Raw genomic sequence first — 19,861 nt, 5'->3', positions numbered from 1 at the left:
TTGAACCAGTGCTGCAGCAAGTGAATGCGCAACATGCGTTCCAAGCCCACGGGAGGACGGCCATTGCCGGGCTTGGGGTAGTGCGGCTCGATCAACGCCACCAGCCGATTCCACGGCACGATCGTCTGCATCTCGGCCAAGAATGCGTCGCGCCGGGTGGGCTTGCGAAAACGCTCGAATCCCGCGGACGCATCGGCCGCCGCTGCCAAGGTCATCTGCTTCATGACCGTAATCATCGCCGCCCATCACCAGGGCGACAAGACGGACTACTGCCAGGCGCAGGACTTGATCAGAGTTTCCATAAGTGATGCTGCTCTCCCGCGCTTTGCTCGCACCTGCTCTGATCCTTGGCGCATGTGCCATCGCAAAAGAGCCGCCGCGAGAAGTGCTCAGCTCTTGCCTCGCTGCTCGCGTCACGTCGAGTGACATTGCCGCCGAGGAACTTGCGACCTCGCAGGTCACTGCAGACGACGACTTTTCTCCAGGCGTGAAGGCGACGTACTTGATTTCTGCTAGAGAAACTGAAGTCGGATATGGGCAGTCGGAGAACTCGCATGTGTTGATCTATGGTGAACACGTGCTCCGGCTCTCGTCGGCCTCGCTGGCAGCGGGAACCACGGTTTCTCCGATGCCATTCGATCCATTCCGTGCTGACTGGATCCAGCTTTGGCGAAGCGGTCGGACCTACCTGTGCGTCAGCTTCAACTTTGATGGAGTGGGGCGAAGCGGCAAGCATCAGGACGTGCGTGCGGCTTACCTGCTCACACCCGGGAGATCCACACGGGACCGGCCCATGCTGCACTTCACCGTGGGCCCCGTTGCGCAGCCAAGCACAAGTCAGGGGCCGCATCGTCCACACCAAGGCAAATGAAGACCGTGGCCTGGATCTCTGTCACAAGCGCGGGGCTGAGCCGCTGTGCAGCCTCTGGCCAGCCGCCCTCTGTGTCTGTGAAGCATCCTGTCGAGCGCTGGGAGTCCTGCAGCTCCGTTCGAGGAGAGTTTTCGTGTGACCGGAAAGCCGACATTGCGCTAGTCACAGCGATCCATGACGCGTGCGAAAGCACGGTTCACGAACCGTTTGTGCGGAAGGACGTGCTTCGGCCCCACACGCTGGGGTCCGATACCTTGGACAGGCACCAGGGATACAACAGATCGAACCGTATCGAAACACCTCCGATTCCTCCTCTGGATGCTGCTGGCCACGTGTCTTCTCCAGGGCTGCACCGTCTGGCACTGGCCGCGGCTTCGACAGGCGCGACCGGGTGCTGTACTTCACCGTGCTGCCGTTGGCCCAGTACTGGGCGCACTCCTGCTGCGCCGCTTGTTGCCTTTACTGGTGAGTGGGGCGCTGTCTGCCCGTGCTACCGGCGGGAGACTGCCGGAGGATCTCTTACGGTTCATGGAACACAGGGACATATGCAACCACTTGCGAGGCGAGTTTTCCGGGGACCCCGAATCCAACAAAGATCGAATCGAAATGACGAACCAAGCCTGCGCGGGCACCGACCAGGAACTCGTCACGGCTCGCGAGATATCGCCATCATCAACGTGTACTTGAAGCTCTTGGCAAGTATGAGCGCAGCAGCATCGAGTCGAGCACGGCGACGCAATATGACGCACGACAGTGATCTTGACGGGCGCCCCCCCATGCGGATCGACGGCAAGCCGGCGGCTCGCCATGGCGACAAATGCGCCTGTGGGGCCACCTTGATTGCCAGCCAATCTTTCAGCACCACCGCCTGACCGGCGCCACAGGAGTCTGCCCAATGCGCAAAATCCTCTGGCCTGGTCTGGCCCTTCTGTTGCTCGTGCCAGCCGTGCTGTGGTCCATCGCACAGTGGCCGTCGATGTCACCTTGGCTTGGCGACCGATGGTGGTCTGTCGTCGTGCTCGTTCTGCTGGGTGGCATGGCGCTGTGGGCCTTCCGCCCCAGCCGTCGGGATGCGCAACCCAATCACCCACCGCAAGCAACCGACGGTTCCCAGGGCACCGCCGTCGCTCACGCTCATGCTCGAGCACCGCAGACGCTGCTGGTGCGTGGCGCGTCCGTCGCCACCCGATGTGGCAACGTCCCGGAAGCGGTGCTGCAGGCCATCGGCCCCCAGCCATCGATGCCAGAACCCGATCCGCAATGGCCGGACGATCAGGGACTGCTGCGCCTGAGCGCCCGTTGTGCCACCCTGGATGTGTCCCGAGTGACCCGCGCCTTGGGCGAGGCGGCCGCCTCTGCAGCCGTCGAACGCCCGGCCCTGTGGCGAGCCTTGGCCCTGCAAGCCGACGCGCTCGATGGTCTGCAAGCGGCTTTGCAGCAGCTTCCCTCCCACACCAGGCTGAATGTCCAATGGACCGTGCCAGATCACTGGAGCGCAGACGAACGCAGCCTGGCCCAAAGCTGGTTGAAAGACGAGCTGATGGCGCGCCTGTGGCCTGATGCCGGCCCGGTGGAGATTCGCCTGCTGCCTGCAGTGGGCCTGGCTGGCATGCTCCACCGTCTCCACGCCGAGAGCCTCGGGAACGATGAATCGTCGGGCGGCGGAACTTCTGCAACCTTGGTCTTGGCCTGCGATTCGCTCATCGATCCGCAGCATGCCCCCACGGCAGCCGTTCCTGGCGAAGCCGCTGCCGCCTTGCTGGTCCAAGCGCCGCGCGCTGGCGACACCTCCGCGCACGATGAGGTCCTGGCCCAGCTGTCCTGGCCGGCCTCACCGACATCCGATGTCCCGCCAGAGCGTGCCGTGCACGACATCGCGGCACATGCCCTAAAGGCTGGGCCGCCCACCTCGGCGGTCGGCCGGGTGGTCAGCAATGTCGCGCTGGCCGGGCCTGACGCTCAACAAGTCCTCGACACCATCGTCGAACTGTTGCCCGAGCTGGACGTGGGAGAACGTCTGTGCCGCATCGGTGTGGCCTGCGGCGATCTCGGATGTGCGGGACCGCTGGTGGCTTTGGCCCTGGGCAGCCACGCCTCACGTCACGATCGAGCCGCCGTGCTGCTCCTGCTGGCAGGCCCGCAGCCCTGGGCGGCCGTATTGAGTCCGACGCAAGTCGCCTCCTCGGCCGCCGAGGCCTCGTCCAGCTGATTTCCGTTCGCCTCGCCATGCAAAGCGTCTTGAACTTCCTGTTGCATCCCCTCACCCAGCGCGTCACGGGCTGGCTGGCGTTGATCGGATTCGTGAGCGTCGGAGCCTGGGCCTTCGAACTGCCGATGCACTGGGCCTTGGCCTTGCTGGCCCTCTTCGCGCTGGCCATGCTCGTGCGCTGGGCCGTGCAGCGCTACAAGGCCCGCAAGGCGGCCAAAGCTCTGGAACAAGCCCTCGACGCCCAGCATGCCGAAGCCTCGCGGCTCGAAACGAACCGGCAACGTCGCGAAGAAGTGGCCCTGCTGCGCGAGCGCATGCGACAGGCCATCCGCACCCTCCAACGCTCCCGACTCGGACAGACCTCGGGACGGGCCGCGCTGTACGAACTGCCCTGGTACATGGTGATCGGCAACCCAGCCGCAGGCAAGAGCTCGGCCATCGTGAAGTCGGGGCTGCGTTTTCCTTTCACGGACGATGCCGGCAGCATCATCCAGGGCATCGGCGGAACCCGGAACTGCGATTGGTTCTTCACCTCTGAAGGCATCCTGATCGACACTGCCGGTCGCTACAGCGTCCAAGATGAGGATCGGGCCGAATGGCTGGGTTTCCTCGGTCTGCTGAAAAAGTACCGAGCCAAAGCCCCGATCAACGGCATCGTGATTGCCGTCAGTGTGGCCGAACTGGCAGCCCAGCGGCCTGAAGCCAACATCCGTCTGGCCAAGCAGCTGCGCCAGCGCATGCAAGAGCTCACCGACAAGCTGGAGGTCATCGCCCCGGTCTACGTCATGTTCACGAAGGCCGACCTGATCAGCGGGTTCGTCGAATTCTTCGAAGACCGAGACCGCAGCGAACGTGAGCGAGTCTGGGGTGCCACCCTCCCGTACGATGAACAAGGACGCGCCGATGCCCTGGGGCTGTTCGAACGGCATTTCGACGAGCTGTACGAAGGGCTCAAAGCCGCCTCGGTGGCGCGGATGTCGATGCAGCGCGGCGAGCGGCTGCCGCCTGGCGTATTGAGCTTCCCCTTGGAGTTCGCGGGTCTGAAGCCCGCACTGTCCACCTTCATTGCAACGCTGTTCGAGGACAACCCTTACCAGTATCGACCCCGCTTTCGAGGCTTCTACTTCACCAGCGCGGTGCAAGAAGGGGAATCGACCAGTCGGTCCAGTGAGCGCGTCGCACGTCGCTTCGGCCTGAGCTTGCAGCCCGGCACCACGGCCAACGTCTATTCCCACACGGGTTTCTTCTTGAAAGACCTGTTCACCCGGGTCATCTTTGCCGACCGGCATCTGGTGCGTCAACACGTCACCCGTGTCCGGCGCCGCTGGCGCCAAGCCACGGTGATCGTGGGCCTTGCAACACTGGGGCTGTGCCTAGGCCTGTGGACCTGGTCGTATGCCAACAATCGCCAATGGGTGGCCAATGTTCGCGCTGACTTGGAGCAGGTCACCCGGCTGCAGGCCTCTTCGCCGGATCTTTCGTCGCGCCTGGAGGCGCTCATGATCCTGCAGGATCGGCTGCGTCAGGTCGAGGCGATCCGTCACGAGCGTCCGTGGTCCCTGTCCTTTGGCTTGCATCAGGGCCAGCAGCTGGAGGATGTCCTGCGGCGCGAATACTTTCACGGCGTGCGCGAGGTCATGCTCAAACCCGTGGCCCAAAGCATCGAGGCCTATCTGGCAGCCGTCAAGGACAACGAGGGCAAATTACAAGATGGCGCCGAACCGGTGGCGACGACGCAGTCCCCGAGCGCCACAACCGGTTCGCCGTACAGCGCAGCATCGACCACCAACGTCACCGATGCCTACAACGCCCTCAAGACCTACTTGATGCTGGCCGATCGGCGCCGCGCAGAGCCCGCTCAACTGAGCGACCAAATCACCCGATTCTGGCGCGGCTGGCTCGAAGTCAATCGCGGCGCGATGCCACGCGAGCGCATGCTGATGTTGGCCGAATCCCTGATTGCCTACACCACGGCCCAAGTCCAGGATCCCACATTTCCCCAGGTGGCCAACAACCTGGCCTTGGTCGACGAAACTCGTCGCGTGCTGCGCACCGTGGTGCGTGGCATGCCCGCCCGCGAACGGGTCTATGCCGAAATCAAGGCGCGGGCCGCCACTCGCTTTGCGCCCATGACCGTGGCCCGCGCCGTTGGCGAATCGGGGCAAGATCTGCTGGCCGGCAGCCAGGCCGTCTCGGGCGCCTTTACACGACAAGCCTGGGTCGAGTACGTGCAGGGCGCCATCCGTGACGCCGCACACAAAACCCTCCAGGCCGACGACTGGGTCCTCAAAACCACGGTGCAGGACGACCTCACACTGGATGGCAGCCCCGAGCAGATCCAGAAGGCGCTGACCGATGCCTACAAGTCCGAATACATCGCCCAATGGCACCGCTTCCTCCACGGCGTGACCGTGCAGCCGTTTGGCAGCTTCGAGCAAGCCGTCGAACGGATGAACCGCCTGGGCGACCCCGCCAATTCGCCCCTCGGGCGATTGATGGCGGTCGTGCACGAAGAAACCTCCTGGGATCGCCCCGCGAGTGCCACGGCGCTGATGAGCGCCAACCGTGGTTTGGGCGCTTGGTTCCGAGAAGTGGTGCTGCGACAAACCCCGCCTCCAATGAATGCGCAAGTGCGCACCGACGATCCGCCCAGCGCTCAGCAAGCGATCGCGGGGCAAGTCAGCCAGGAATTTGCCGGCGTGAGCCGTTTGTTGAGCGCACGAGACAATGGCGGCACGCTCATGGGAGCCTACCTGGAGGGCCTGTCGCGTCTGCGCACACGATTCAATCGGATCCACACCCAGGGTGAATCCGGCCCAGGCAGCGTTCAGCTGATGCAGCAGACGCTGGAAGGACAGTCGGAGATCGCCGAGCTGCTCAAACTCGTGGACGAGCAGATGCTCAACGGCTTGAACGACAACGCGCGCGCAAGCCTGCGCCCACTGCTCGTGCGGCCACTGATGCAGGCATTCGAAGCACTGATCCCGGACGCAGAGGAAGAAATCAACCGCATTTGGCTCGCTCAGGTCTACGGCCCGTATGAATCCACTCTGGCCGACCGCTACCCCTTCAAGCCCGACGCCCGTGTCGAGGCATCCGCCGCCGACATGGCCAAGATCTTCGGCCCTGAGGGAGCGATCGCCCGGTTTGCGGACAAGACCCTGGGGCCGCTGGTGATCCGGCGGGGCGACAGCCTGGCTCCGCGCACCTGGGCCGATCTGTCCATCCGGCTGTTGCCGGAATTCACGGGTCGCTTCGCCGCCTGGGTGGCGCCCCTTGGCGGTCATGCCGCAAGCTCGGCCGACACCGAGCAAACGCTGTTTCAAATCCTTCCCCAACCGGCGCCGGGCTTGACCGAGTACAGCCTGGAGATTGACGGCCAAGTGATGCGCTATCGCAATGCCGCGGCCGCATGGTCTCACTTTGTGTGGCCCGGCCCTCAGCCCACGCTGGGCGTGCGCTTGCAAGGCGTGAGTTTCGATGGCCGAAGCATCGAGTTCTTGCATGAGCCTGGCCGGTTCGGATTGGAACGCATGATCCACAACGCCCAACGCCGCCGCATCGATGCCCAAACTCACGAGCTGCGATGGTCTGCGGGCGGACACACCGTGGCCGTGCACCTGCGCATCATCGCCATGCCCGGAGCGTCGGGCGGGGCGTCCGCAGGGAACGGCAGTTTGGGGGCGGCGCCCCTACCCCGTGCGGTCGCCGGTGCGGCGTCTGCTCGTTCTGTCTCGGCCCTTGCAGCGGGAGGCGCTCGATGAGCCTGCCCACCGCGACCGCCAAGCTCGTGTGCTTCGGCAAACTGCCATCCTGCGGCGATTTCGTGCGCAACGGGACCGCCAGTGCGTCGCTGGTGCAGACATTGGACCGTTGGATGTCGCGCACCCTGGAATTGCTGGCACAGGATCCCTGCTGGAAGCAGACCTACGATCAGGCACCGGCCACCCATTTCGCATTTTTGGGGCCCCGCAGCCCCGTCGGATTGGCCGGATACCTGGTGCCCAGCCAGGATGCCTCCGGCCGCCGTTATCCGTTCATCGTGGCGGCCTCATTCGGTGTCGCCGAGCCCGTCGGATTCTTGGGCTTGAGCCCACTGGCCTTGTCGCGCCTGTGGACCCAAATGGAACACACCGCCCAGCTTGCGCAAGCCTGCCAGGAATCCACGCAAACCCAGGAGGTGTTGACGCACGCCGAACGGCGACTGCAGTGCCCTGCCACGCAGGACGCAACACATTTCCGGGAATTTTTGGAAACCCAGACCCTGGGCAGTTTGGAATCCCTCCTCGAAGAAGCCGGTCAAGCGCTGCCGCTGCGCCAAACGCTGTTGGCACTGGGACTGCTGCTGCGTCCCCTGATTGGCCATCCCAACCCCAAACTCGAGCGGGGCCTGCAGTTGCCGCTTCCCAGTGATCCGCTGTATCGACCTTTCGTGGCCTCGTTCTGGCTTGATCTGGTGGCCGGCTTCCTGCGGCGTAGCGGTTTGGAGCTGGGCATCTTCACCGCTCGGCACCACGGACGCGCGGTGCTGGTCATCGGGTTCAACGGCGCCTGTCCGCGCAGCCTGCGCTCTGTGCTGGACCCACAAGCCGGACTCAAGGACAACATCGAATTTTCCAGTCCTTCCTGGGTTGAACCCTCGGTCGAGACGGACTACGGACTGAAGAAGCTGTCGAGCTATCTGCGCAACCCCACGCTCTCGCTGGCGCAGGCCAGCCAGACTTTTCGTGAGACTTTTCTGGGCCTCTGAGGAACACAACGATGATGTTCACACATCCCTGTCTCGCGCTGCAGACACGCCCGTGCGTGCCACGGCGGCACCTGTGGCCCATGCGTGCCTTGGCCGCCTCCTTGCTTCTGAGCGCCGGCTTGGCCGTGGCCGGCAATCGAAGCGAACCAGGGCCCGACCAAGTCCTCGTGACCGGCACGGTCCCGGACGAAGCCACCCGTGCGCTCGTCTTACAACGATTGCATGAGCTGTATGGCGCTCAACGGGTCGTCGATCAGATCGCCATCGGCAGCGTGGTTGCCCCGCCACAGTGGTCCCAACATGTGCGCAACATCCTCGGCCCTGAAATCCGCCAGGTCAGCCGCGGCCAGCTCTCGGTGCGCGGCACGCAAATCGACCTGCAGGGCGAGGTGCCCAATGAAGCCCAACGTCAACAGGTGCTCAGCGCCATGGCCACCCGGCTGAATCCCACCTATACCGTGCGCAGCGCCCTGCGCGTCGGCACGGGGGAGCAAAGTCTGATCGACCAAGCGCTGGCCAACCGCATCGTCGAGTTCGAACCCGGCAGCTCGGTGCTCACCCCGGCAGGCCGCTCCGTGCTGGACCAAATGCTGCCCATCTTGATGCGCCTGTCGGCCAAGCGCATCGAGATCATCGGTCATACCGACGCCCTGGGCGCACCAGATGCCAATTTGGCCCTTTCACTGGCACGGGCCGACGCCGTGCGCAACTACCTTCAGGCCCGAGGCATCGATGCCCAACGCCTGGCGATTTCCGGCGTGGGCTCCGCACGGCCTTTGGCCAGTAACGACACGCCTGAAGGGCGGGCCCGTAACCGCCGCATCGAGTTCCGGATCAGCCAGTAGCCCTGCAACGTTCAGGCCGACAGGCTCGCCGCAGCGGCCAAGCGCTCGGCGCAGGCTTGCGCCACAGCGGCATCCCGGGCCTCGACCATCACGCGCAGCAAAGGTTCGGTGCCTGACGCACGGATCAAGATGCGCCCGGTGTCACCCAGCTCCCGCGCCACATCGGCCTGCTCACGAGCCAAACGCTCATTGCGGCGCCAGTCCTGCCCAGGCAACAGCCGTACATTGATCAGAGATTGCGGACACAGGGTCACATCGGCCAGTAGCTCGGCCAAACTCAGTCCGCAACGCATCGTCGCCTGCAGCACCTGCAAGGCGCTGACCATGCCGTCTCCCGTGGTGTGACGGTCCAGTACCAGCAGATGCCCCGAGCCCTCGCCACCGAGCAACCATCGGCGCGCCAGCAACTCTTCGAGCACATAGCGATCACCGACCTTGGCTCGCACCAGCGCGACACCGCGCCGCGCCAAGGCCTGCTCCACCCCCAGGTTAGTCATCAGGGTGCCCACCACACCGGGCACGGCCTGCCCCTGACGCAAGCGGTCGTCCACCATCACGTACAGCAGCTCGTCGCCGTTGTACAGGCGCCCTTGGCCATCGACCATGAGCAACCGGTCCGCGTCCCCATCCAGGGCCACACCGTAGTGCGCACCATGCTGGCGCACCGCCTCGATCAAGGCTTGCGGTGCCGTGGCGCCAAATCCGGCGTTGATGTTGTAGCCGTCCGGACTGCAGCCAATGGCCACCACTTCGGCGCCCAACTCGTGCAGCACATTGGGGGCGACTTGATAAGCCGCGCCGTGAGCCGCATCGACCACGATCCGCAAGCCTTTGAGTGAAAGCGTCGCGCTGAAGGTGGCCTTGCAAAACTCGATGTAGCGACCCTGGGCATCGTCGAGCCGCCGCGCTTTGCCCAGCGATGCCGAGTCCACCCACTGGGGGGGTTCCTCGAGCAAGGCCTCGACCTCCGACTCCCATTCGTCAGGCAGCTTTTCACCCTGAGCCGAAAAGAACTTGATGCCGTTGTCGTCAAACGGATTGTGCGAAGCGCTGATGACCACGCCCAGATCCAACCGCAGGGCCCGGGTCAGGTAGGCCACACCCGGAGTCGGCAGCGGGCCGCTGAGCAGCACATCCACACCAGCGGACGAAAAACCCGCCTCCAGAGCCGATTCCAGCATGTAGCCCGAAATGCGTGTGTCTTTACCAATCAACACCGTGGGACGGCCCTTGCCCTGGTGTGCGCGCCGCAGCACGCGGCCGACGGCATGCCCCAGACGCAAGACGAAGTCCGCAGTGATGGGAAAACTGCCGACCGTGCCGCGGATACCGTCAGTCCCAAAGTATTTTCGTTGGCTCATGGCTGTGTGGTTCGTTTCGATCCAGAGGTGGGAGAGGCTGCGCTGCGGGTTGCAGAGACTTTCAACCTTGCCTGGGCTGCTGGCTCCATGAAGGCAGGCCCCCATGCGCCCAGACTTTCAGCGCATCCACGGTCGCGGCCACATCATGCACACGCACGATGCGCGCACCATGCGCCACGGCCGCCAGGGCCGCCGCCACACTGGCTGCAAGGCGATCGGCCAGGTCCCGCCCGGTGACCACCCCCAGCGACGATTTGCGCGACCACCCTGCCAATAGCGGATAGCCCAGCGCAAGCAACTCCTGTTGTCGGCGCAGTAACTCGAAATTGTGTTGCACCGATTTGCCGAATCCGTATCCCGGATCGAGGACGATGCGCTGCGCCGCAACCCCATGGTCGCGCAAAGCCTGTGCTCGTGCATCCAGAAAGCAGCGCACTTCGGTGGTCACATCCTCGTAGTGCGGGGCCATCTGCATGGACTTGGGCTCCCCTTGCATGTGCATCAGGCACACGCCGCAACGCGGGTGCTGCGCAACCACCTGAAGAGCCCCTGGGCTGCGCAGCGCGTAAATGTCGTTCACGATGTCCGCGCCAGCCTCCAGGGCCATGCGCATCACCTCGGGCTTGTAGGTATCGACCGAGATGGGAACGCCCAGTCGCACGGCCTCACGCAGCACCGGTTGCACGCGGTCGAGCTCTTCCTGCAGGGGCAGGGGCTGAGCCCCCGGACGGCTCGATTCCCCGCCCAAATCGAGGATGTCCGCCCCCTCGCGCAACAGCCGCTCGCAATGGGCCAGCGCCGATCGCGTGTCGGCATGCCGGCCGCCATCGGAAAAGGAATCGGGCGTGATGTTGACGATTCCCATCACCCGAGGACGACTCAGATCAATCTCGTAGCGCGAGGTTTGCCAAAACATGGGTTCGGAAATCGACAACGGGGCCGAAGCCCCGTTGGGTATGAACGCGCAGCGCTGGAAATGCCTAGCGTGTCAAGCCGCTGCGGGCGCTTGGTCGGTATTGACCGGCGGAGTAGGACCACCACTGCCTTTGCCCCCACCGCTGGGCGCCCAGTCTTTCGGCGGACGGGGCGGTTTGCCCGCCATGATGTCGTCGATCTGCTCGGCATCGATGGTTTCCCACTCCAGCAAGGCTTGGGCCATCGCATGCATTTTGTCTTTGTTTTGTTCGATCAAGCGGCGAGCCACGGCGTATTGCTCGTCGATGATCTTGCGGATTTCCTTGTCGACTTTCTGCATGGTCTCTTCCGAGACGTTCACCTGCTTGGTGATCGAACGTCCCAAGAACACCTCGCCTTCATTTTCGGCATACACCATCGGGCCCAGCTCATCGGTCATGCCGTAGCGGGTGACCATGTCCCGCGCGATCTGCGTGGCACGTTCGAAGTCGTTGCTGGCGCCGGTGGTCATTTGGTTCATGAACACCTCTTCAGCAATGCGTCCGCCAAACAGCACCGCGATGGTGTTGAGCATGCGCTCTTTGTCCATGCTGTAGCGGTCGCCTTCAGGCAGTTGCATGGTCACACCCAGCGCGCGCCCGCGTGGGATGATCGTGACCTTGTGAACCGGATCGGTCTTGGGCAGCAACTTGGCCACCAAGGCGTGTCCTGCCTCGTGGTAGGCGGTATTGCGACGCTCCTCCTCGGGCATGACCATGGACTTGCGTTCGGGCCCCATCAGGATCTTGTCCTTGGCCTTTTCGAAATCCTGCATTTCCACCACGCGCGCATTGCGACGCGCAGCAAACAGCGCCGCCTCGTTCACGAGGTTGGCCAAGTCGGCCCCCGAGAAGCCGGGCGTGCCGCGAGCCAGGATGTCTGGCTTGACATCCGTACCGATAGGCACTTTGCGCATGTGCACATTGAGAATCTGTTCGCGGCCGCGCACGTCCGGCAAGGTCACGTAAACCTGACGGTCGAAGCGACCCGGACGCAACAGGGCCGGATCGAGAATGTCGGGACGGTTGGTCGCAGCGATCACGATCACGCCCAGATTGGTCTCGAAACCATCCATTTCGACCAGCATCTGGTTGAGCGTTTGCTCGCGCTCGTCATTGCCGCCGCCCAGGCCGGCTCCGCGATGACGGCCCACGGCGTCGATCTCGTCGATGAAGATGATGCAAGGCGCGTTCTTCTTCGCCTGCTCGAACATGTCACGCACGCGGGCCGCACCCACGCCCACGAACATCTCGACGAAGTCCGAGCCGGAAATCGAAAAGAACGGCACCTTGGCCTCGCCCGCGATGGACTTGGCCAACAAGGTCTTGCCAGTGCCCGGGGGCCCCACCATCAGCACGCCACGCGGGATGCGCCCACCCAGCTTTTGGAATTTCTGGGGGTCTTTCAGGAAGTCGACCAATTCCTTGACTTCCTCCTTGGCCTCGTCACAGCCGGCCACGTCGGCAAAGGTCACGGTATTGTTCGACTCATCGAGCATGCGTGCGCGCGATTTGCCGAAACTGAACGCCCCACCTTTGCCGCCGCCTTGCATCTGGCGCATGAAATAGATCCACACACCAATCAACAACAGCATCGGCCCCCAGGAGATGAGGATGCTCATCAGCAGCGAGGGCTCCTCGCGCGGCTTGACGTCGAAGCGGACGTTGTGATTGATCAGATCGCCCACCAGGCCACGATCGAGATAGGTAGCCGTGGTGCGGATACGGCGATCATCGTTGGTGATGGCGATGATCTCGGTGGCGCCGCCCGAACCTTCTTGCAGCGTGACACTCTTGATGCGATTGTTGCGCACCTCTTCCAGGAAATCGGAATAGGCGATCTGCCCGGTGGTGGCCGCGGTACGATCAAACTGCTTGAAGACGGTGAACAGCACCAGCGCGATCACCAGCCATACAGCCACTTTCGAGAACCATTGATTGTTCACCGCGGCTCCTTCTCCGACACGAACTGCAAAAATTGCCCGTTGACAAACGACATCGGGGTCATTCTATTCGACACAAGCGCAGCACTCCGATCCAGGTGACCCCGTTTCCAACCCGAGTTTGACGGATCACACACCTCGCAGCGAGTCCTTCGGCGCTATGACCGAGATAGCTTTTTCAGCGTGCCTCAGCGTGCCGCCGTCTGGGACTTGAGACCCTGGCCGACCAAGAAGGTTTCGGCCGACTTGTCGCGGGAGGCTTTGGGCTTGATCGGCTTGACGATGCGAAAGTGGCGCTTGAAGAGCTCGACGAGTTGGCTGTACCCACTGCCGTGAAAGACCTTGCAGACAAGTGCACCATTTTGGTGCAGATGGGCGCAAGCAAATTCCACCGCCAGCTCGACCAGGTGGGCCACACGGGCCGCGTCGGACACGGCAATTCCCGACAGGTTGGGCGCCATGTCAGAGATCACGAGGTCCACGGGACGGCCAGCGACCGCCGCTTCCAGTTTGGCCAACACCGCTTCCTCACGAAAATCTCCCCGGATGAAGCGCACCCCCTCGATGGGCTCCATGTCGAGCAGGTCCAGGGCAATGATCTGCCCATTCAGCGCGCCGGCCGCGGCTCCGCCGCCGACGGCGTCGCGCGGGGCGAAGCGCCGCCGCACGTACTGACTCCAGGCCCCCGGCGCGGCTCCCAGATCGACCACCAGTTGGCCCGGTCGAATCAGACCCAAGGTCTCATCGATCTCTTTGAGTTTGTAGGCCGCGCGCGATCGATAGCCCTCTTTCTGGGCCAGTTTCACGTAAGGATCGGTCAGGTGGTCGTGCAACCACGCCCGGTTGACCTTCTTGCTCTTGGTTTTGATGTTCATGAGCCGACGATAATAGGCGGATGTCCGCGATCACACTCACTGCGGCCCAGCGCAAGGAAAAGCGCGCCGAGGCCCATCATCTCGACCCCGTCGTCCTGATCGGCGCCGAGGGTCTCACCGACGCCGTCCTGAAGGAAACCGACGCCGCCCTCAAGGCCCACGGCCTGATCAAGGTGCGCGTTTTTTCCGACGACCGGCAAGTCCGCGAGGACATGCTCGCACAGCTCAGCGACCGCCTGGGCGCCGCCCCCATCCAACACATCGGCAAGCTGCTGGTGCTGTGGCGCCCGATCCCGCCCAAAGAAAAACCCGTGGACGAGGATCGTAAACCCGGCCCCAGGGTGGTCAAGGTGATCAAGTACTCCAAGCGCGGGGGGCAACGCCCCGAGGTGAAGAAGGTCACGATTCTGGGCAACCAGCGCCTGACCCAAGGTGGCACGGTCAAGCGGGCCAAGAAACGCATCGTCAGTCGCAAAAAGCGCGCCCTCGAGTCCTGAGTCCCGGAGGCGCCGCGGCGTCCCGGTCAGGGGCGCGCGGCCACGGCGGTGGCGCGCCAGGCCAGGGCCAGCAACGCGAATCCCTTGAGGACGAACAAGGCCAACGAGGCCCCATGCAGGGCCGCAAACGACCAGGCGCCCTGCCCGGCCCGCGCGGCTTCCATCATGGGCTGTAACGCGAAATAGCCTGCAACGGTGCAAAACAGGGCCATCAATGCCAGCCCCAGTTCCAGGCTGAAGTGCGAGCCGGCCTGCTGTTTGGCACACCGGCGCGCCAGCAGGATCAGCACCACGGCCAAGGCCAAACTGGCATGGGCCTCGATGGCGAATATCCGCGCCACGTAGCGCCCGGCCTGGGCGCGCTCGAGCACCGCAAATGCCGAGGGCGCGGCCACGGAGCCGATGGTCAGCACGGCTCCAGCCCACAGGCCGGCGACCCAGGCCATCCAACGCCGCAGCATGACGGGTCCTCCGATCGATCAGATGTAGCGAACCTCGACGATCTCGTATCGCTTGATGCCGCCGGGCGCCTGCACCTCGGCCACGTCCCCTGCTTCCTTGCCAATGAGCGCCCGCGCGATGGGCGAACTGATGGAAATGAGGCCCTGCTTGAGGTCGGCTTCGTCGTCGCCGACGATCTGATAGGTCACGGTCTCGCCGGATTCCTCTTCCTCGAGGTCCACGGTCGAGCCGAAGACCACCCGACCGCCCGCGTCGAGCGCTGCCGGATCGATGATCTGGGCCACGGCGAGCTTGCTTTCGATCTCTTGGATGCGGCCCTCGATGAAGCCCTGCTTGTCCTTGGCCGCGTCATACTCGGCATTCTCAGACAGATCGCCTTGCGCGCGGGCCTCCGCGATCGCATGGATCACGGCCGGACGTTCCACGGATTTCAGGCGCGCGAGTTCGGCCTTGAGCTTCTCGGCGCCTCGTTTGGTCAGCGGAATGGTGGCCATACGGTCTACTCTCTCACATGGTCAAAGCGCCCGATCCCCAAGCGGTGGCCGCTCGAGAACGGTAGCGCAGGTCAGCAAAAAATCGGCCGCCGCCGATTCCCGCAGGGGACGGTCGGCGGCGGCCTGGGTTCAGAAGATGGAAATCAGTGTAGCGTCTTGTGCAATTCTTGCACGGAATAAACGACCAGATCGGCCTGGTGTTTCATCGCCTCCACTGCAGCCTCGCAACCGGCCATGGTCGTGTAGTAGGTCACACGGTTGGCCAAGGCTGCCGTGCGGATATAGCGTGAGTCTGCAATGGCCGTGCGCGTTTCATCGACCGTGGTGAACACGAGTTGGATCTCGCCGGCTTTGATCATGTCGGCAATGTGCGGACGCCCCTCCTTGACCTTGTTGACCACCCGCACAGGAATGCCGGCCGCAGCGATGGCCGCAGCCGTGCCCCGCGTGGCCACGAGTTGGAAGCCCAGCGCATGCAGCTGGCGAGCCACATCCACCGCCCTGGCCTTGTCGGCGTCCTTCACCGTCAGGCACACCGTGCCGCTGGTGGGCAGACGCGAGCCGGCGGCCAATTGGCTCTTGAGCATCGCCTCGCCAAAGGTCTTGCCCACGCCCATCACCTCACCAGTGGATCGCATCTCGGGCCCCAGCACCGGATCGACCCCGGGGAATTTGTTGAACGGGAAGACCGCTTCCTTCACGGAGAAATACGCCGGGATCACCTCGCGCGGCGGACGTCCGCCCAAGCCCTGTTGATCCTTCAGTTTGCGCCCGGCCATGCAGCGCGCGGCGATCTTGGCCAGGGGTTGACCAGTGGCCTTGGACACATACGGCACGGTGCGCGAAGCCCGCGGGTTGACCTCCAGCACATAGACCGTGGCCTCCTCCCCTTCGCCTTGGATGGCGAACTGCACATTCATCAGACCCACCACCTTCAGGGCTTGAGCCAGGAGGGTGGTCTGACGCCGCAGCTCGTCTTGCAGGCCGGGTGACAGCGTGTACGGCGGCAAGGAGCAAGCCGAATCACCGGAATGCACGCCGGCCTGCTCGATGTGTTCCATGATGCCGCCAATCATCACCGACTCGCCGTCGGCGACACAATCCACATCGACTTCGATGGCATCGTCGAGGAAGCGGTCGAGCAACACCGGCGACTTCTCACTCACCCGCACGGCCTCGCGCATGTAGCGCTCCAGATCCTTGTCGCCATGCACGATCTCCATCGCCCGACCACCCAACACATAGCTGGGACGCACCACCAGCGGGTAACCGATTTCCCGCGCCATCTGCAAGGCCTGCTCCTCGGTGCGGGCCGTGCGGTTGGGCGGCTGCTTCAGTCCCAAGGTGTGCAGCAACTGCTGAAAGCGTTCGCGGTCTTCGGCGATGTCGATGCTGTCGGGACTGGTGCCGATGATGGGCACGCCTTGGGCCTCCAGATCGAGCGCCAGCTTCAGCGGGGTCTGTCCGCCGTATTGCACGATCACCCCGACGGGCTTTTCTTTCTCGACGATCTCCAACACGTCTTCCAAGGTCACCGGCTCGAAGTACAGACGGTCGGAGGTGTCGTAGTCGGTGGACACGGTCTCGGGGTTGCAGTTGACCATGATGGTCTCGTACCCGTCTTCACGCATGGCCAGCGCCGCATGGACACAGCAGTAGTCGAACTCGATGCCCTGACCGATGCGGTTGGGCCCACCGCCCAGCACCATGATCTTCTTCCGGTTCGAGGGGTCGGCTTCGCACTCCTCGTCATAGGTGGAGTACATGTAAGCCGTCTGCGTGGCGAACTCGGCCGCGCAGGTGTCCACACGCTTGTAAACCGGGCGGATGCCCAAAGCGTGGCGGGCCTGCCGCACGGCATGCTGGTCGGTCCCCAGCAAGCGGGCCAGCCGTTTGTCAGAAAAGCCTTTGCGCTTGAGGAAACGCAACTCCTCGGCCGTCAGGCTGGGCAAGGCGCGCCCCGCCAAGCCAGATTCGATACGAACGAGCTCCTCGATCTGCGCAAGAAACCAGGGATCGATGGACGTTTCCTCGTGCACCTCGGCCAAGCTCATGCCGATACGAAAGGCATCGGCCACGTACAGAATGCGCTCAGGACCGGGCTCACCGATCTCTTGCACGATCTCCTCACGATCGGTGCTGCGTTCGGTCAGGCCATCAATGCCGGTTTCCAGTCCGCGCAAGGCCTTCTGGAAGCTTTCCTGGAAGGTGCGCCCCATGGCCATGACCTCGCCCACCGACTTCATCTGGGTGGTCAAATGGGGATCGGCCTCACGGAATTTCTCGAAGGCAAAGCGCGGGATCTTGGTGACGACGTAATCGATGCTGGGCTCGAAGCTCGCGGGCGTGGCGCCACCGGTGATCTCGTTACGCAGCTCGTCCAGCGTGTAGCCGACGGCCAACTTGGCCGCCACCTTGGCGATCGGAAAGCCCGTGGCCTTGGACGCCAGGGCCGATGAACGCGACACACGCGGGTTCATCTCGATCACGATCATGCGCCCGTTGTTCGGGTTGATCGCAAACTGCACGTTGGAGCCGCCGGTATCCACGCCGATCTCGCGCAAGATGGCGATCGAGGCGTTGCGCATCAGCTGGTATTCCTTGTCCGTCAGCGTTTGCGCAGGCGCCACGGTGATGGAGTCCCCCGTATGAATGCCCATCGGGTCGAGGTTCTCGATCGAGCACACGATGATGCAGTTGTCGGCGCGGTCGCGCACGACCTCCATCTCGTACTCCTTCCAGCCGATCAGCGATTCCTCGATGAGCAGCTCGTTGGTCGGCGACAAGTCCAACCCACGCTTGCAGATCTCCTCGAACTCTTCCGGGTTGTAGGCAATGCCACCGCCCGTGCCACCCAGCGTGAAGCTGGGCCGGATCACCATCGGGAAGCCTGAGCCCCCGATCTCCGCCTGGATGCGCTTTTGCACGGCCCAGGCCTCTTCCATCGAATGCGCGATGCCCGACTTGGCTGAATCCAGGCCGATCTTGGTCATCGCTTCCTTGAACTTCAGCCGGTCCTCGGCCTTCTCGATCGCATGCTCGTTGGCGCCGATCATCTCGACACCATACTTCGCCAGCACGCCATGGCGATGCAAGTCGAGCGCGCAGTTCAGCGCGGTCTGTCCTCCCATGGTGGGCAGGATGGCATCTGGCCGCTCCTTGGCGATGATGCGCTCGACGACCTGCCACGTGATGGGCTCGATGTAGGTCACATCGGCCATGTCCGGGTCGGTCATGATGGTCGCAGGATTGCTGTTGACCAAGATGACCTTGTAGCCCTCCTGACGCAACGCTTTGCACGCCTGGGCGCCGGAATAGTCGAACTCGCAGGCTTGGCCGATGATGATCGGGCCCGCGCCGATGATGAGGATGCTTTGGATGTCTGTGCGCTTAGGCATTCTTGTTCTCCATCAGCGACACAAACCGGTCGAAGAGATAGCCGATGTCATGGGGTCCGGGAGAAGCTTCCGGGTGGCCTTGGAAACAAAAAGCGGGCCTGTCGGTGCGGGCCAGGCCCTGCAGCGTGCCGTCGAAAAGGCTCACATGGGTGGGGCGCAGATTGGCCGGCAGGGTCTTTTCGTCCACCGCAAAGCCATGGTTCTGACTGGTGATGCTCACGCGCCCGCTGTCCAGGTCCTTCACGGGGTGGTTGGCCCCGTGATGACCGAATTTCATCTTGAACGTGCGCGCCCCCGAGGCCAGCGCCATGATCTGGTGGCCCAGGCAGATCCCAAAGGTTGGAATGCCCGTGTCGATCAACTCACGTGCCGCCGCAATCGCATAGTCGCAGGGCTGCGGGTCGCCAGGCCCGTTGGACAAGAAGATGCCATCGGGACGCAGCGCCAAAGCCTCTTGGGCTGACGTACGAGCCGGCACCACGGTGATCTTGCATCCACGCTGGGCCAACATGCGCAGGATGTTGCGCTTGACACCGAAGTCATAGGCCACGACATGGAAGCGCGGCGCCGCCAGGGTGCCGTAGCCACGCCCCAGACGCCATTCGGTTTGCGTCCACTCGTAGGGCGCACTGACGCTCACCTCCTGCGCCAGATCCTGTCCGGCCATACTGGGCGCAGCCTTGGCTTTGGACACCGCCTCCTCGACATGCGCTTGCGTGAGGGGCTGCCCGGCCGGCAGGGCCAGAATGCAACCGTTTTGGGCGCCCGTGGTCCGCAAGATCCGAGTCAGGCGTCGAGTATCGATGTCGGCGATGGCCACCGTGCCTTCGTCGACCAGGTATTGCGACAGCGAGCGAGTTTGACGGAAGTTCGATGCCAGGACCGGCAGGTCCTTGATGATGAGGCCGGCGGCATGGACTTTCGACGCCTCGACATCCTCATCGTTGACGCCCACGTTGCCAATGTGCGGATACGTCAACGTGACGATCTGCCGGCAGTAACTGGGGTCGGTGAGGATTTCTTGGTAGCCGGTGAGCGCGGTGTTGAACACCACTTCACCGACCGTATGACCGGGCGAGCCGATCGAGGTGCCACGAAAGACCGTGCCGTCTGCGAGTGCTAAGAGAGCTTGGGGCAGTTGCGGCAGCACGGGGTTCTCCGGTGTTGTGCGCGCCCAGCGCTACGCCTCCAGCAGGCGTCCGG

At 63.6% G+C, this 19,861-nt stretch carries 16 protein-coding genes; 7 read left to right on the top strand and 9 right to left on the bottom strand.

The genetic code is table 11. The annotated features are described in order from the left end of the window. On the bottom strand, positions 1-224 hold a 224-nt coding region (locus F615_RS0101015), incomplete at its 3' end, for a transposase (RefSeq protein ID WP_019559309.1). Positions 225-304: 80 nt separating this feature from the next. Here F615_RS0101015 and F615_RS19830 point away from each other — a divergent pair. From F615_RS19830 to F615_RS0100990, 6 genes are all read left to right on the top strand, one after another. Then, entirely contained in the window at positions 305-871 is a 567-nt protein-coding gene (locus tag F615_RS19830; RefSeq protein WP_156824490.1) for a hypothetical protein, read from the top strand. Beyond that, positions 868-1,743: a PAAR domain-containing protein gene (locus tag F615_RS20680; protein ID WP_310731995.1), complete on the top strand. Its 876-nt coding sequence runs from the start codon at positions 868-870 to the stop codon at positions 1,741-1,743. Before F615_RS19830 ends, F615_RS20680 begins: the two co-directional genes overlap by 4 nt. Positions 1,744-1,766: 23 nt before the next feature. Beyond that, a complete protein-coding gene (locus tag F615_RS0101005) occupies positions 1,767-3,080 on the top strand; it encodes a hypothetical protein (protein ID WP_019559307.1) in 1,314 nt (437 codons plus the stop codon). Positions 3,081-3,097: 17 nt separating this feature from the next. Further along, positions 3,098-6,844 (top strand): type VI secretion system membrane subunit TssM, encoded by a 3,747-nt coding sequence (gene tssM, locus F615_RS0101000; RefSeq protein WP_019559306.1) that lies wholly within the window; start codon positions 3,098-3,100, stop codon positions 6,842-6,844. Beyond that, on the top strand, positions 6,841-7,830 hold the full coding sequence (gene tagF / locus F615_RS0100995; RefSeq protein ID WP_019559305.1) for a type VI secretion system-associated protein TagF: 990 nt from the start codon (positions 6,841-6,843) through the stop codon (positions 7,828-7,830). The genes tssM and tagF overlap by 4 nt, the downstream gene beginning before the upstream one ends. Before the next feature lie 80 nt (positions 7,831-7,910). After that, the gene (locus F615_RS0100990) at positions 7,911-8,675 is read left to right on the top strand and encodes an OmpA family protein (RefSeq protein WP_033370830.1); all 765 of its coding nucleotides are present in this window, start codon (positions 7,911-7,913) and stop codon (positions 8,673-8,675) included. A gap of 11 nt (positions 8,676-8,686) precedes the next feature. Here the strand turns inward: F615_RS0100990 and glmM are convergent, their stop codons facing one another. The 4 genes from glmM to F615_RS0100970 all read right to left on the bottom strand — a co-directional run bounded on the left by glmM (position 8,687) and on the right by F615_RS0100970 (position 13,807). Continuing rightward, positions 8,687-10,036 carry a phosphoglucosamine mutase gene (gene glmM / locus F615_RS0100985; RefSeq protein ID WP_019559303.1) on the bottom strand — a complete coding sequence of 450 codons (1,350 nt, stop codon included), beginning with the start codon at positions 10,034-10,036 and terminating at the stop codon, positions 8,687-8,689. 61 nt (positions 10,037-10,097) lie between these two features. After that, entirely contained in the window at positions 10,098-10,952 is an 855-nt protein-coding gene (gene folP, locus F615_RS0100980; RefSeq protein ID WP_019559302.1) for a dihydropteroate synthase, read from the bottom strand. A gap of 72 nt (positions 10,953-11,024) precedes the next feature. Beyond that, positions 11,025-12,935: an ATP-dependent zinc metalloprotease FtsH gene (ftsH, locus tag F615_RS0100975; protein ID WP_019559301.1), complete on the bottom strand. Its 1,911-nt coding sequence runs from the start codon at positions 12,933-12,935 to the stop codon at positions 11,025-11,027. Between the two features lie 185 nt (positions 12,936-13,120). Then, a complete protein-coding gene (locus tag F615_RS0100970) occupies positions 13,121-13,807 on the bottom strand; it encodes an RlmE family RNA methyltransferase (protein ID WP_019559300.1) in 687 nt (228 codons plus the stop codon). Positions 13,808-13,827: 20 nt separating this feature from the next. Here F615_RS0100970 and F615_RS0100965 point away from each other — a divergent pair, with 20 nt between their 5' ends. Continuing rightward, positions 13,828-14,304, top strand: coding sequence for a YhbY family RNA-binding protein (locus tag F615_RS0100965; RefSeq protein ID WP_019559299.1), 477 nt, complete (start codon positions 13,828-13,830; stop codon positions 14,302-14,304). 26 nt (positions 14,305-14,330) lie between these two features. On the opposite strand, the gene F615_RS0100960 is transcribed toward F615_RS0100965, so the two are convergent. From F615_RS0100960 to carA, 4 genes are all read right to left on the bottom strand, one after another. Continuing rightward, a complete protein-coding gene (locus F615_RS0100960) occupies positions 14,331-14,765 on the bottom strand; it encodes a DUF4149 domain-containing protein (protein ID WP_019559298.1) in 435 nt (144 codons plus the stop codon). Between the two features lie 18 nt (positions 14,766-14,783). Beyond that, a complete protein-coding gene (gene greA / locus F615_RS0100955) occupies positions 14,784-15,260 on the bottom strand; it encodes a transcription elongation factor GreA (RefSeq protein ID WP_019559297.1) in 477 nt (158 codons plus the stop codon). A 143-nt stretch (positions 15,261-15,403) separates the two neighbouring features. Further along, positions 15,404-18,658 (bottom strand): carbamoyl-phosphate synthase large subunit, encoded by a 3,255-nt coding sequence (gene carB / locus F615_RS0100950; RefSeq protein WP_019559296.1) that lies wholly within the window; start codon positions 18,656-18,658, stop codon positions 15,404-15,406. Next, on the bottom strand, positions 18,651-19,808 hold the full coding sequence (carA, locus tag F615_RS0100945; protein WP_019559295.1) for a glutamine-hydrolyzing carbamoyl-phosphate synthase small subunit: 1,158 nt from the start codon (positions 19,806-19,808) through the stop codon (positions 18,651-18,653). Before carA ends, carB begins: the two co-directional genes overlap by 8 nt. Between the last annotated feature and the right edge of the window lie 53 nt (positions 19,809-19,861).

It is taken from the genome of Caldimonas manganoxidans ATCC BAA-369, from assembly GCF_000381125.1.
GTDB lineage: Bacteria > Pseudomonadota > Gammaproteobacteria > Burkholderiales > Burkholderiaceae_C > Caldimonas > Caldimonas manganoxidans.
This window is presented reverse-complemented; position numbering and strand designations above follow the sequence as displayed.